Consider the following 13292-nt stretch of genomic DNA (forward strand, 5'->3'; position numbering starts at 1 on the left):
TGCAAATTCCGTGTAGTGTCAATATTTTGAAATTGTTGAATTATGGAATTTAAAGCGGTATTACAACAACTTAACAGAGATAAAAAAGAATATGCGAAGGGTATCGGCACGCCGTTAATGGTACTTGCTGCGCTGGGCATGGTGATTTTACCCCTGCCGCCATTTCTTTTAGATATTCTATTTTCGTTTAATATCGCGTTAGCACTGGTGGTGTTACTGGTTACGGTTTACACCATGAAACCACTTGAATTTGGTATGTTCCCTGCGGTTCTACTAATTGCAACCATCATGCGCTTAGCACTGAATGTCGCCAGTACCCGTGTAGTATTGCTAGAAGGTCATAATGGTGGTGATGCCGCTGGTAAAGTTATCGAGGCCTTTGGTTCGGTGGTTATCGGTGGTAACTATGCAGTTGGTTTAGTGGTCTTCCTGATTTTAATCATTATTAACTTTGTGGTTATCACCAAGGGTGCTGGCCGAATTTCTGAAGTATCAGCTCGCTTTACTCTTGATGCAATGCCAGGTAAACAAATGGCGATTGATGCTGACTTAAACGCCGGTTTCATTAGTGCAGAGCAAGCCCGTGAACGCCGTGAAGAAGTCACCCGCGAAGCCGATTTCTATGGTTCAATGGATGGTGCGAGTAAGTTCGTAAAAGGCGATGCGATAGCGGGTATCGTTATTCTAGTGATTAACATCGTTGGTGGTTTATTTGTTGGTATGATCCAACATGATTTATCGTTCAGCCGTGCGATGGAAGTGTACACCTTGCTAACCATTGGTGATGGTCTAGTTGCACAGCTACCTTCACTATTACTGTCTATCGGTACCGCAATCGTTGTTACCCGTCAAAATGAATCGCACAACATGGGCGACCAAGTTAAGACACAGCTAGGTAACGAAAAATCACTTTATATCGCATCAGGTATTTTAATCATCATGGGTATTGTGCCGGGTATGCCGCACATCGCATTTTTAAGCTTAGGTGCATTACTGGGTTACCTTGCTTATTTCACACAGCAACAAAAAGCCAAAGCAGAAGCCGAAAAAGCAGAGCAAGAGGCAAATGGTGGTGCACCAGGTACAGGTGTTGCCAATAAACAAGAACAAAAAGAGCTGGGTTGGGATGACGTTCAGCAAGTTGATGTTATTGGCTTAGAAGTAGGGTATCGATTGATTCCACTTGTTGACCAATCTCAAGGTGGTGAACTGTTAAATCGTATTAAAGGTGTGCGTAAAAAACTGTCTCAGGAGCTTGGCTTCTTAGTACCTCCTGTGCACATTCGCGATAACTTAGAGCTCGACCCGAATGCTTACAGAATCACTATGATGGGTGTTTCAAGCGGTGAGGGTGAGCTTAAGCATGGTGATGAGTTAGCGATTAATCCAGGCCAAGTATTTGGTCCAATCAAAGGGGTTGCCACTACAGACCCAGCATTCGGATTAGATGCGGTGTGGATCAAACCTGATCAAAAAGATGAAGCACAATCACTTGGCTATACCGTCGTTGATTCAGCAACTGTGGTTGCAACTCATATCAGCCAGTTACTTACTAACAGTGCTGCTTTACTACTTGGTCATGAAGAAGTACAAAACTTACTAGATATGTTAGCGAAGAGTCATCCACGTCTTGTTGAAGGACTGGTTCCTGACGTATTACCACTTACTACTATCGTAAAAGTGCTACAAAACTTACTTAATGAAGGGGTGGCAATTCGCGATATGCGCTCGATTGTACAAACTCTTGTTGAGTATGGTCCACGTAGCCAAGACCCAGATGTGCTAACGGCTGCAGTGCGAATTTCACTGCGCAGACTAATCGTTCAAGACGCTGTTGGTATGTCTTCTGAGATCCCTGTCATAACCTTGGCGCCTGAGTTGGAACAGATGTTGCATCAGTCACTTCAGAATGCAGGTGACGAAGGTGCCGGAATAGAGCCAAGCCTTGCAGAGCGACTTCAGCAATCATTGAATGAAGCGCATCAAAACCAAGAAATGGCCGGTGAACCTTCGATACTGTTAACGTCAGGAATGTTAAGAACTGTGTTATCTCGCTTCGTTAAGTACACCATCCCAGGTTTAAGGGTGATGTCTTACCAAGAGGTACCAGACGAAAGACAGATTAAGATTGTCAGCTCAGTAGGCCAACAATAGGATAGTAAAGGGGTTGAACCATGAAAATTAAACGTTTTTTTGCTAAAGATATGCGCACAGCACTGAAAGAAGTGAAAGATGAACTAGGTGTTGATGCGGTTATTATGTCGAACAAAAAGCTTGCTAACGGCGTTGAAATCGTTGCAGCTGTTGATTACGACAAAGCAGCCCCGAAAGCCGAAGCTAAACCAGCAGTGGCACAATCAGCACCTGCTCCACAGCATAACTTTGTTAAACCTGAGCCAATGCGTGCTAAACCTGAGCCGCAAGCGAAAGTTGCTGATAGCCTACAAGCGTTACTTGAGCGTCAAGCCCCACGCCCTCGTTCGCCAGAGCTTGCGTCAATGTTTAGTCAATCTGGTATTGATACGAGTGAACACTATCAACCAAAAGAGCCAAGCTTTGAGCAGCAACAGCCTGAATATAAGCAAGCTCCTCGTTATCAACAGCAAGCAGCACCTCGTGTACAAACTCAAGCACATAGCTTAGGTTTTGATGACGACTTAGATTCTGGTTTTGATGATTTAGATTCACCAGCCGAGCACAAAAACTCAGCACCTGCGAATCAATCAGAAATGACGACCATGCGTGAAGAAATGAATGCGATTCGTCAATTACTTGAACACCAAGTATCTGGCTTAATGCAACAAGATATGGCACGCCGTGATCCGACTCGTGCATGTATGATTGACCGCTTAGCAGGTATGGGTATTGAACGTGATGTTGCAGAGCAAATGGCTTGTTTCATTCCTGACGACGTATCACGTCAACAAGCGTGGCAAGCACTTCTGCAAATGGTTGAAAACCAAATGCATACAACGAATAACGAAATTCTGCGTCAAGGCGGTGTATTTGCGTTAGTGGGTCCAACAGGCGTTGGTAAAACAACCACAGTTGCAAAATTAGCTGCACTGGGTGCACAAAAATATGGTGCTGATAAAGTGGCGTTGATCACCACTGATACCTACAGAATTGGTGCCTACGAACAATTGGCTACTTATGGTCGTATTATTGGCTGTGGTGTTAAGCAGGTAAAAGATGCGAATGAATTAGCTGAAGTGTTATACCATTTACGTAATAAGCGTCTAGTATTAATAGACACAGCGGGTATGAGCCAACGTGATTTACGTTTAACTGAGCAGTTAAATACCCTAATGCGTAATCAGCGTGTTGATATTCGTAGTTATTTAGTATTAAGTGCTACAGCACAGATAAATGTGTTGCAAGAAACCGTAAGACACTTTAAAAAGGTTCACCTAAGTGGCTGTATCTTCACTAAATTGGATGAATCTTTAAGTTTAGGTGAGATTATTAGCATAGCGATTCAAAATCGCCTGCCAATAGGGTATCTTACTAACGGTCAGCGCGTTCCTGAGGATATTCGCGTAGCGAATGCTGAAAAACTAGTGAAAAAAGCTGAACAATTGTATTTAAAACGAGCAAAAGCACAACATTCAAGACGTCAAGCAGTAGCGTCGAACACAGTAGGGATGTATGATTAACACAGTATTAGATCAAGCAAGCGGCCTGCGCAAAATGAATCAAAATAATAATAGTGGCGTTAAAGTTATCGCTGTTACTGGCGGTAAAGGTGGAGTGGGTAAAACCAACGTTTCACTCAATACCGCAATCGCATTAGGTCAGCAAGGAAATCGTGTATTAGTATTAGATGCCGATTTAGGTTTGGCAAACTGTGACGTAATGCTTGGCCTTCGTGTTGAACGTAATTTATCTCATGTTTTGTCAGGCGAGTGTGAGCTTGACGAAATTCTTGTTGAAGGCCCTGCGGGCATCAAAATTGTACCAGCAACGTCTGGTTCACAAAGCATGGTTGAATTAACGCCATCTGAGCATGCAGGCCTTATTCGCGCTTTTAGCGAGTTAAATACCGAGTTTGATATTTTAATTGTCGATACCGCCGCAGGTATTTCTGACATGGTATTAAGCTTTTCTCGTGCAGCCCAAGACGTTGTTGTGGTTGTATGCGATGAACCTACCTCAATTACTGATGCTTACGCACTTATTAAAGTGCTTAGCCGTGAGCATGGCGTATATAAATTTAAAATTGTTGCCAATATGGTGCGCAGTTTGCGTGAAGGGCAAGAATTATTTGCTAAACTTTCAAAAGTAACGGATCGTTTTTTAGATGTTTCAATGGAGTTGGTAGCAACCATTCCTTATGACGAGAACATGCGTAAATCTACGCGACGTCAAAAGGTGATTGTTGAATTATTCCCGAACTCACCGGCAGCGGTGGCGTTTAAAACATTAGCAACAAAAGCAGTTAAGTGGCCGATCCCTAATCAACCGTCTGGCCATTTAGAATTTTTTATTGAAAAACTAGTAAACGGCTAACTATGACAACATCGGTGAATAAAGCGATGGGATATCAATCAGCACAGAACTTAAATGCGATTGTCGAAAAACATGCCTCTTTAGTCAAAAAAGTGGCGTGCCATCTAATTGCTCGTTTACCTGCCAGTGTACAACTCGATGATTTAATTCAATCAGGCATGATAGGCCTAATTGAAGCATCAAAAAACTTTGATGCTAGCAAAGGTGCTAGTTTCGAAACCTTCGCTGGAATTCGTATTCGTGGTGCGATGTTAGACGAAATTCGTAGAGGTGACTGGGCGCCACGCTCAGTTCACCGAAATGCCCGCCTTGTGGCTGAAACCATTTCCGAATTAGAAAGCACTTTAAATCGTGAGCCCAAAGATACTGAAGTCGCTGAAAAACTTGATATTACGCTAGATGAGTACCATCATATTCTACATGATGTAAATTCGAGTAAAGTATTAGGTATTGAAGATTTAGGTGTAGATGAAGACGTCATCACACCAGTAGGTCAGGATTTAGGACTAGACAAACCGTTTAATAACGTTAAAAATGAGCGGTTTAACCAGTCTCTATTAACGGCTATCCAATCGTTACCAGAAAGAGATGCTCTCGTTTTGTCTTTGTACTACAACGACGAAATGAACTTAAAAGAAATAGGACACATACTCGATGTTAGCGAGTCGCGTGTGAGTCAAATACATGGTCAGGCGATGATTAAGCTCAAAGCAAAAATCAATGACTGGATTAATTAGTAGTAAGTAAATAAAGGTTCAAACCTCACCGGAGGATGTTTTGGATAAAAACATGAAAATTCTTGTTGTTGATGATTTTTCTACAATGAGACGTATCATTAAAAATCTATTAAGGGATTTAGGTTTTACCAATGTGCAGGAAGCTGACGACGGTTCAACAGCATTGCCAATGCTACAAAATCAAGAATTTGATTTTGTTGTAACTGATTGGAACATGCCTGGTATGCAAGGTATTGATTTGTTACGTGCAATTCGTGCTGATGATAGCCTTAAGCATATTCCTGTATTAATGGTGACAGCTGAAGCGAAAAAAGAACAAATTGTTGCTGCTGCTCAAGCAGGTGTTAATGGCTATATCGTTAAACCATTCACTGCTGCGACACTTAAAACCAAATTGGAAAAAGTGTTTGAACGTTTAGGTTAATCTAAGGGGAGAGGCTTATGTCAGCACTTGCTGCGCCTCAAATAAGTTTAGAGCAAGCTCGTCAACTTGTTGAGTATCTTGAAAATGGTGAACAAGAAAAAGCAGATAAGCTCATTCTTGACGCTGCATCAAAAGAACAATCAGAGTTGTTTGCTGAAGTCGGCAAATTGACGCGTCAGCTTCATGAAGCGTTAAAAAACTTTGACCTAGATACTCGTCTCACTGATTTAACTACTGACGCGATCCCAGACGCTAAGCAGCGCTTAAATTATGTTATGGAAATGACAGAAAGCGCCGCCAATAAAACCATGGATGCGGTTGAAGCAAGTTTACCAATAGCGCAACAACTTGCTGATGAAATTGCCGCAATCAAACCTACGTGGGATCGTTTAATGAACCGAGAAATTGAACTCGGTGAATTTAAATCGTTATGTCATAGCTTAGATAAGTTCATGAATAACTCGCATACCAAAACCGATGAGCTCCAAGGTTTGATGACTAATGTGCTGATGGCGCAGGATTATCAGGATTTAACCGGACAAGTTATTCGCCGTGTTATTGAGTTGGTGCGAGAGGTAGAAGACAGTTTAATTAATCTCTTAACTGTGTTTGGCAGTCAAGAAGATGGTCATCAACAACAAGAAAAACAGGCCATAGAAAAAGCACCTGCAACAAGTGACACACTAGCAGGTCCTGAAGGGCCAATTATTGATAAAGAGTCTCGCGATGATGTTGTCTCAGGACAAGATGAAGTCGATGATCTATTATCAAGTCTGGGCTTCTAAGAGGAGAGTAGCTGCATGAGCTTTGAAGTCGATGAAGATATATTACAGGATTTCCTTGTTGAAGCAGGAGAAATCTTAGAGCTTTTGTCAGAGCAATTAGTTGAGCTTGAAAACAACCCAGAAGACAAAGATCTATTAAACGCCATTTTTAGAGGCTTCCATACTGTTAAAGGTGGTGCAGGCTTCTTAAGTATGACTGAACTTGTAGATGCGTGTCATGGCGCAGAGAATGTTTTCGATTTATTACGTCAAGGTGTACGCAGTGTAACACCAGAACTAATGGACGTAATTTTACAGGCTCTCGATACTATCAACGAAATGTTCGCTACGATTCAAAATCGCGAACAGCCAGAGCCTGCAGACCCAGCCCTATTAGAAGTCCTTCATAAATTAAGTCAGCCACCAACCGCAGAAGAGCTTGCTGGTGAAGATTTATCTGTAGCAGAGGATGTTGCAGTTGCACCTGAAGAACCTGCAGTTGAAGAGCCTGCTGTTGATACGCCTGAAGTCACAGCAGATACAGCAACAGACAATATCGATGAAGATGACCCGTTTGCGTTTGATATGTTATTTGATGGCGGCGGTCTTGCAGATAGCAGCGCTGAGCCTCAAAATATTGACGAAATCACCGAAGACGAATTTGAAAGCTTACTAGATGAACTGCATGGCAAAGGCCAAGGTCCAGCAGCGACTGCTCCTGAAGCAATTAGCAGTGATAGTGACGATATTACCGATGATGAATTTGACAGCTTATTAGACGAACTGCATGGCGTTGGTAACTTTGGTGAAGTAAAACAAGATACTCCTGCTCAGCCTGAAGCAGCAAAACCTGCACAGCCGGCTCCTCAAGCACCTGCAGCAGATACTTCAAGCAATGACTCAGACGATGAAATTAGCGATGACGAGTTTGAAGCGCTGCTTGATGAATTACACGGTAAAGGTACTGCTCCTCAGTCTTTAGAAACGGCTGCGCCAGAAAAAGCGCCTGAACCACCAAAAGCAGAACCTGCAAAACCAGCACAGCCTGCACCATCAAAACCGGCACCTACCCCTAAACCTGCTGCCGCAGCGCCTAAACCTGCTGCCGCAGCGCCTAAACCTGCTCCAGCTCCTGCAAAAGCACCAGAAAAATCGCCTGCAGCTTCTGCTGCACCGAAAAAAGCGCCACCACCACAGGCAGAAACAACGGTACGTGTTGATACTAAACGTCTCGATGAAATCATGAACATGGTGGGTGAGCTGGTATTGGTCCGAAACCGCTTAGTGAGCCTTGCTAATAACAGCAATAGCGAGTCAATGGGCAAAGCCATCTCTAACCTAGATGTGGTAACCGCAGACTTGCAAGGCGCGGTGATGAAAACCCGCATGCAGCCAATTAAGAAAGTATTTGGCCGTTTCCCGCGCGTTGTTCGTGACTTAGCCCGTAGCTTGAAAAAAGATATTAACCTGCAGCTAGTTGGTGAAGAAACCGATTTAGATAAAAACCTTGTTGAAGCACTTGCTGATCCATTGGTGCACTTAGTGCGTAACTCTGTTGACCATGGTATTGAAATGCCAGATGTGCGTGAAGCCGCAGGTAAACCGCGTACAGGTACCGTAACGCTTTCGGCATCACAAGAAGGTGATCACATCCTACTAACCATTCGTGATGATGGTGCAGGTATGGATGCTGAGAAACTGAAAAAAATCGCAATTAGCAAAGGGGTGATCGATCACGACCAAGCAAGTCGCTTGTCGGATACCGAAGCGTACAACTTAATCTTTGCACCAGGTTTCTCAACCAAAGAAGAGATCTCTGACATCTCAGGCCGTGGTGTCGGCATGGATGTTGTTAAAACTAAAATCACTCAGTTAAATGGCTCGGTTAATATTCAGTCTGAGCTGGGTGTAGGTACTGCACTTGAAATCAAGGTGCCATTAACACTTGCTATCTTACCGACCTTAATGGTTGTTGTGGGTGAGCAAACATTCGCATTACCACTTGCTGGTGTTAGCGAAATTTTCCACCTTGATTTAACTAAAACTAACGTAGTTGATGGACAACTGACAATTATTGTACGTGAAAAAGCGATCCCGCTTTTCTATTTACAACATTGGTTAGTAAAAGGCGCCAACCGCCAAGAGCGTAAAGCCGAAGGTCACGTGGTGATTGTACAAATAGGTACTAAGCAAGTGGGCTTTGTAGTTGACTCGTTAATTGGTCAAGAGGAAGTTGTTATTAAACCTTTGGATGCCTTATTGCAAGGTACACCAGGTATGGCAGGTGCGACAATTACTTCTGATGGTGGCATTGCATTGATCCTCGACGTACCTAGCATGCTTAAACACTACGTTGGCTAATAATAAATAATAAAGTGCAGCATTTAGCTGCACTTTGAATGATATAAAACAAGAGAGTGCCAATGGCAGTCAAAGTATTAGTTGTTGATGATTCAAGCTTTTTTCGCCGCCGTGTAAGCGAAATTTTAGAGCAAGACAGCAATATTCAAGTGATTGGTTTTGCCGTAAACGGTCGTGAAGCGGTCGATAAAGCCCGTGAATTAAAACCTGATGTAATTACTATGGATGTTGAAATGCCGGTTCTTGATGGCATTAGTGCCGTGAAAGAAATAATGGCAGCAACACCGACTCCTATTCTAATGTTCTCATCACTCACCCGTGATGGTGCAACAGCAACCCTAGATGCACTTGATGCTGGTGCCTTAGATTTTTTACCGAAAAAATTCGAAGATATTGCGCGCAACAATGAAGATGCAATCGCGCTTTTACAAAATAAAGTAAAAGAGATTGGTCGCCGCCGCCTTTCTCGTTTTGCGCGCCCAGCACCTATTTCGCGACCAACTCCGGCTCCTGTACCACGGAGCAGTAGCAGTACAAGTGCTCGCAGCGGGATTGTTCAGCCTGATCGCAGCTTTAGCCGTCCAGCTCCTGCTAGCTCGCCTGCAGCCTCGTCATCGAGTACAAGTAACATTCGCGCTTCGGGCAAGCAATATCAGTTGGTTGCTATTGGTACATCAACCGGTGGACCTGTAGCGCTACAAACAATTTTAACTCAGCTGCCAGCTAACTTTCCGCATCCAATTTTGCTTATTCAGCATATGCCAGCTGCGTTTACACCTGCTTTTGCAGCCCGCCTCAATGGCTTATGCAGAATCAATGTGAAAGAAGCGCAAAATGGTGACCGCTTAATGCCTGGTACCGCTTATTTAGCACCTGGTGGTCAACAAATGCTAATAGAAGGACGAGGCGGCTCTCGCACACTACGTGTGTTTGAAGACGACAGTCCGCGTATTACTTATAAACCGAGTGTTGATGTGACTTTTGCTAGTGCTGCAAAAACCTTTGGTGGTGATGTGCTAGCTGTCGTATTAACGGGCATGGGCGCAGATGGCCGTGATGGTGCGCGTATGCTTAAGCAAGTCGGTGCTACTATTTGGGCGCAAGATGAAAAAACCAGTGTGGTGTATGGTATGCCACAAGCTGTTGCAAATGCGGGGCTGGCGAGCGAGAGCTTAGCACTAACCGATGTTGCAGCTCGCCTAACACGTGAGACTGGTTGTGGATAAGCTATCTTTTCTTGGCTTAATTGTCGCGATAAGTGCCATCGCCTTTGGTTATGCATTAGAGGGCGGTGTTGTTTCTGCACTATTTAATGGTCCTGCGCTTATCATCGTACTCGGTGGTACGCTTGGGGCTGTGATGCTTCAAACCCCTGCAAGTGTTTTTACTAAAACACTAAAGATCAGTCATTGGGTGTTTTTTCCGCCATATCACGATATTGATGCAGCCATCGAACAAGTTAAGCGTTGGTCACACAAAGCACGCCAAGAAGGTTACTTAGCCCTTGAGTCTGAAGCGCTGTCGCATTCAGATCCTTATGCGGCAAAGGGGTTGAGTCTACTTGTTGACGGGATTGATGAGCAAAAGCTCAGAGATACCCTTGAAATTGATTTAATGCTTGAACGCGAGCGCTTACTCGAGGTAAGCCGGGTTTACGAAGCAATGGGTGGTTATAGCCCTACAATTGGTATTCTAGGTGCGGTACTCGGTTTGATTCAGGCCATGCAATTTATCACCGATCCTGAAAAACTGGGTGCCGGTGTCGCTACTGCGTTTATCGCTACTATTTATGGTGTTGGTTTAGCTAACTTATTATTTTTGCCTATGGCGAATAAACTTAAGCAGCAAGTTGAGCAAAAAATGCTTTATCATGAACTACTTGCTGAAGGTATTATTGCTATTTCGCAAGGTGAAAGCCCACTTAATATCGAACTAAAACTTGAGGCGTACCGTGTAGAGCGCCCAAGCTTAGTTGACGAGTAATTTATTATGATGCGCCGTCGTCTGCGTCATAACACGTCAAAAAACCAACATACTGAACGCTGGCTTGTCTCTTATGCCGATTACATGACCATCATGTTTGCTTTTTTTGTGGTCATGTATGCTATCGCAATTAGTAAAAATGAAGATTTTCAAATTCTCTCAGACTCACTGGAGCAGGTGTTCGAAAAATCAGCTCGTCAGCAACAACAGGTTGGCACTGGGGTTAACGGCACAGGCATACTAACTGACAGAGTCAGCCCTGAGAACGACATTCTATACGGTGAGAGCATTCGTAAAGATGAGCAAGGCCCTGAATTACTCGATGGGCAAAGCGAAACCAGCAATATTGAGAAAAAACATCTTGGCAAGCCTCTCGACAGCTTACTTACTAAATTGCAGTCTGCGCTTATTGATGAAATTCGTGATGGTGAAGCGAGTTTAGAGCTTCACCAAGATTGGCTTATCATCGAATTAAGTTCAGGTATGCTGTTTTCATCGGGCAGTGCTGTTGCACAGCAGCGTGCCAAGCAAGTTGTTGGTTTAGTGAAAGATATTATCGCACCGGTTGATAACTACATTCGCGTGCGTGGTTATACCGATAACGAAGGTATTCGTAATGAGATGTTTCGCTCAAACTGGGAGCTATCTGTAGCGCGGGCTACATCCGTACTGGTTGAGCTTGAGAGTTTAGGCATTAACCCTGCACGTATGGCTATTGAAGGCTACGGGCAGTATTCGCCCTTCGCAAGTAATGACACTGAGCAAGGTCGCGCAGAAAACCGCAAAGTGGTTGTTGCATTGTCTAAATATGGCTTACCGCCAAAAGAGCCAGAAAATACGGAACAAGAGTCACAAAACCAACCCCAACAGACGACAGAAATTGAGTTGCCAAGCGATGATAACAGCATTAAAGTGATTCAATTACCACATGGTGGCATTAGGATTACCACGCGCAATGAACAATAATAAGGTGTGATGTGAAAGTTTGGACCGTAGCGAATCAAAAAGGTGGAGTAGGGAAAACAACAACAGCCGTTAGCCTTGCTGGTATTCTTGCTTTACAAGGAAAACGCGTGTTACTTATTGACACCGATCCGCATGCATCATTGACTTATTATTTTGGTATCGATTCAGAAGACTTAGAAGTTAGCGTGTATGATATCTTTGCGCGCGGCAATAACATGGCCAGTGAAGAAATTTTACAGGCTCTATGTCCATCAACACTTGAAAACCTTGATATCTTACCTGCGACTATGGCAATCGCGACGCTTGATAGAAGCATGGGCAATAAAAATGGCATGGGCTTAATACTTAAAAAAGCACTGGCCAAAATTAGCGACCATTATGATTATGCGATTATTGATTGCCCGCCTGTTTTAGGGGTTTTGATGGTTAATGCACTTGCAGCCAGTGAGCGAATTTTAGTGCCAGTACAAACAGAATTTTTGGCCTTAAAAGGGCTTGATCGTATGATGCGTACGATGGAGCTGATGCAAACATCGCAAGCAAAACAGTACCAATATACAATTATTCCTACAATGTACGATAAACGTACTAAAGCATCACTTGAAGCTTACAAGACTCTGCAGGATAATTACAAAGATAAAGTATGGTCAGGCGTGGTGCCTGTCGATACAAAGTTTAGAGATGCTAGTTTAGCACAGCAAGTGCCGATTCAATTTTGCCCGCGTTCGCGTGGCGTTTTTGCCTATCGTGCACTGCTTGATTACTTAGTTGCACAAGGTTAAAGATGAGTAAGCATTTATTTGCCAATGAAAAAGTGATGACCCAATATTTGGGCGCTTTGTTGTGTGAAGATGAGCCTACAGACCAAAATCTTGAGCCAGTCGCAAAGCTGCTGGAGCAGGTTAAAGAGCCTGAAACTAAGACAGAAGAAAAGCTGACAGACGTTCAGCCTACTCCAGAACCTGTTTTACCACCCCCTGAACCGACTAAAGAGCTTGAGAAAACCGAGAACCAAGCTAATATCAAAGATATAGTCGCAGAACCTAAAGCTGAACTGGTTGCAAAAACCTCGTCTGATCGTCAAGAAGACTATTTTGATGGTGAATTTCAGGCATTATTCTTTGAGGTTGCAGGGTTAACGCTTGCTGTACCGTTAAAAGCATTAGGGGGAATTCATCAGCTGGCAGAGGTTAACCAATTATTTGGTAAACCTAAATGGTTTAAAGGTGTAATGCTAAACCGTGAAGAAAAACTAAATGTTGTTGATACTGCACGTTGGGTTATGCCAGAAAAGTATGATGAAAAATTAGAACAATCATTAGATTATCAGTATTTAATCACCTTAGGTGATAGCCAATGGGGATTATTGGCTGAAAAGCTCGTAAATAATATTACGCTTCGTAAAGAAGATGTAAAATGGCGAGCAAAATCAGGTAAGCGGCCTTGGCTTGCAGGTGTCATCAAAGAGAAAATGTGCGCCTTGATTGACGTTGAAAATTTAAATCAATTGCTAGAGCAGGGCTTAGACAGCCGTGAGCAGTAACTATT

Annotated in this window: 12 protein-coding genes; all 12 read left to right on the forward strand. The window is 43.4% G+C overall.

The annotated features are described in order from the left end of the window. Positions 1-42 precede the first annotated feature (42 nt). The 12 genes from flhA to AN394_RS02395 all read left to right on the forward strand — a co-directional run bounded on the left by flhA (position 43) and on the right by AN394_RS02395 (position 13287). Entirely contained in the window at positions 43-2154 is a 2112-nt protein-coding gene (gene flhA / locus AN394_RS02340; RefSeq protein ID WP_055020705.1) for a flagellar biosynthesis protein FlhA, read from the forward strand. A gap of 20 nt (positions 2155-2174) precedes the next feature. Next, complete coding sequence (gene flhF, locus AN394_RS02345) at positions 2175-3656, forward strand: flagellar biosynthesis protein FlhF (RefSeq protein ID WP_055020706.1); 1482 nt, start codon at positions 2175-2177, stop codon at positions 3654-3656. Further along, positions 3649-4509: a MinD/ParA family protein gene (locus AN394_RS02350; protein WP_054553259.1), complete on the forward strand. Its 861-nt coding sequence runs from the start codon at positions 3649-3651 to the stop codon at positions 4507-4509. Before flhF ends, AN394_RS02350 begins: the two co-directional genes overlap by 8 nt. 26 nt (positions 4510-4535) lie before the next feature. After that, positions 4536-5246, forward strand: a complete 711-nt coding sequence (locus AN394_RS02355) for an RNA polymerase sigma factor FliA (RefSeq protein WP_054562345.1) — start codon at positions 4536-4538, stop codon at positions 5244-5246. A gap of 40 nt (positions 5247-5286) precedes the next feature. Further along, a complete protein-coding gene (cheY, locus tag AN394_RS02360; RefSeq protein ID WP_016708035.1) occupies positions 5287-5670 on the forward strand; it encodes a chemotaxis response regulator CheY in 384 nt (127 codons plus the stop codon). A 17-nt stretch (positions 5671-5687) separates the two neighbouring features. Next, complete coding sequence (locus tag AN394_RS02365; protein ID WP_054562173.1) at positions 5688-6455, forward strand: protein phosphatase CheZ; 768 nt, start codon at positions 5688-5690, stop codon at positions 6453-6455. A 15-nt stretch (positions 6456-6470) separates the two neighbouring features. Beyond that, positions 6471-8795: a chemotaxis protein CheA gene (locus AN394_RS02370; protein WP_055020707.1), complete on the forward strand. Its 2325-nt coding sequence runs from the start codon at positions 6471-6473 to the stop codon at positions 8793-8795. 62 nt (positions 8796-8857) lie between these two features. Further along, entirely contained in the window at positions 8858-10021 is a 1164-nt protein-coding gene (locus tag AN394_RS02375) for a chemotaxis response regulator protein-glutamate methylesterase (protein ID WP_054562171.1), read from the forward strand. Continuing rightward, positions 10014-10778 carry a flagellar motor protein gene (locus tag AN394_RS02380; RefSeq protein WP_054562170.1) on the forward strand — a complete coding sequence of 255 codons (765 nt, stop codon included), beginning with the start codon at positions 10014-10016 and terminating at the stop codon, positions 10776-10778. The genes AN394_RS02375 and AN394_RS02380 overlap by 8 nt, the downstream gene beginning before the upstream one ends. A gap of 6 nt (positions 10779-10784) precedes the next feature. Then, positions 10785-11744, forward strand: coding sequence for a flagellar motor protein MotB (locus AN394_RS02385; RefSeq protein ID WP_054562169.1), 960 nt, complete (start codon positions 10785-10787; stop codon positions 11742-11744). An 11-nt stretch (positions 11745-11755) separates the two neighbouring features. Continuing rightward, positions 11756-12526: a ParA family protein gene (locus AN394_RS02390; RefSeq protein ID WP_054562168.1), complete on the forward strand. Its 771-nt coding sequence runs from the start codon at positions 11756-11758 to the stop codon at positions 12524-12526. Between the two features lie 2 nt (positions 12527-12528). After that, complete coding sequence (locus tag AN394_RS02395; RefSeq protein WP_055020708.1) at positions 12529-13287, forward strand: chemotaxis protein CheW; 759 nt, start codon at positions 12529-12531, stop codon at positions 13285-13287. The last annotated feature ends 5 nt before the right edge of the window (positions 13288-13292 follow it).

This window comes from Pseudoalteromonas sp. P1-26, assembly GCF_001401795.1.
GTDB lineage: Bacteria > Pseudomonadota > Gammaproteobacteria > Enterobacterales > Alteromonadaceae > Pseudoalteromonas.

Bases quoted from the DNA above. Each gene is read 5' to 3' on its own strand.
- AN394_RS02395 (WP_055020708.1), top strand. From the start codon at position 12,529: ATGAGTAAGCATTTATTTGCCAATGAAAAAGTGATGACCCAATATTTG.
- AN394_RS02385 (WP_054562169.1), top strand. From the start codon at position 10,785: ATGATGCGCCGTCGTCTGCGTCATAACACGTCAAAAAACCAACATACT.
- AN394_RS02370 (WP_055020707.1), top strand. From the start codon at position 6,471: ATGAGCTTTGAAGTCGATGAAGATATATTACAGGATTTCCTTGTTGAA.
- flhA (WP_055020705.1), top strand. From the start codon at position 43: ATGGAATTTAAAGCGGTATTACAACAACTTAACAGAGATAAAAAAGAA.
- AN394_RS02350 (WP_054553259.1), top strand. From the start codon at position 3,649: ATGATTAACACAGTATTAGATCAAGCAAGCGGCCTGCGCAAAATGAAT.
- AN394_RS02365 (WP_054562173.1), top strand. From the start codon at position 5,688: ATGTCAGCACTTGCTGCGCCTCAAATAAGTTTAGAGCAAGCTCGTCAA.
- AN394_RS02375 (WP_054562171.1), top strand. From the start codon at position 8,858: ATGGCAGTCAAAGTATTAGTTGTTGATGATTCAAGCTTTTTTCGCCGC.
- flhF (WP_055020706.1), top strand. From the start codon at position 2,175: ATGAAAATTAAACGTTTTTTTGCTAAAGATATGCGCACAGCACTGAAA.
- AN394_RS02355 (WP_054562345.1), top strand. From the start codon at position 4,536: ATGGGATATCAATCAGCACAGAACTTAAATGCGATTGTCGAAAAACAT.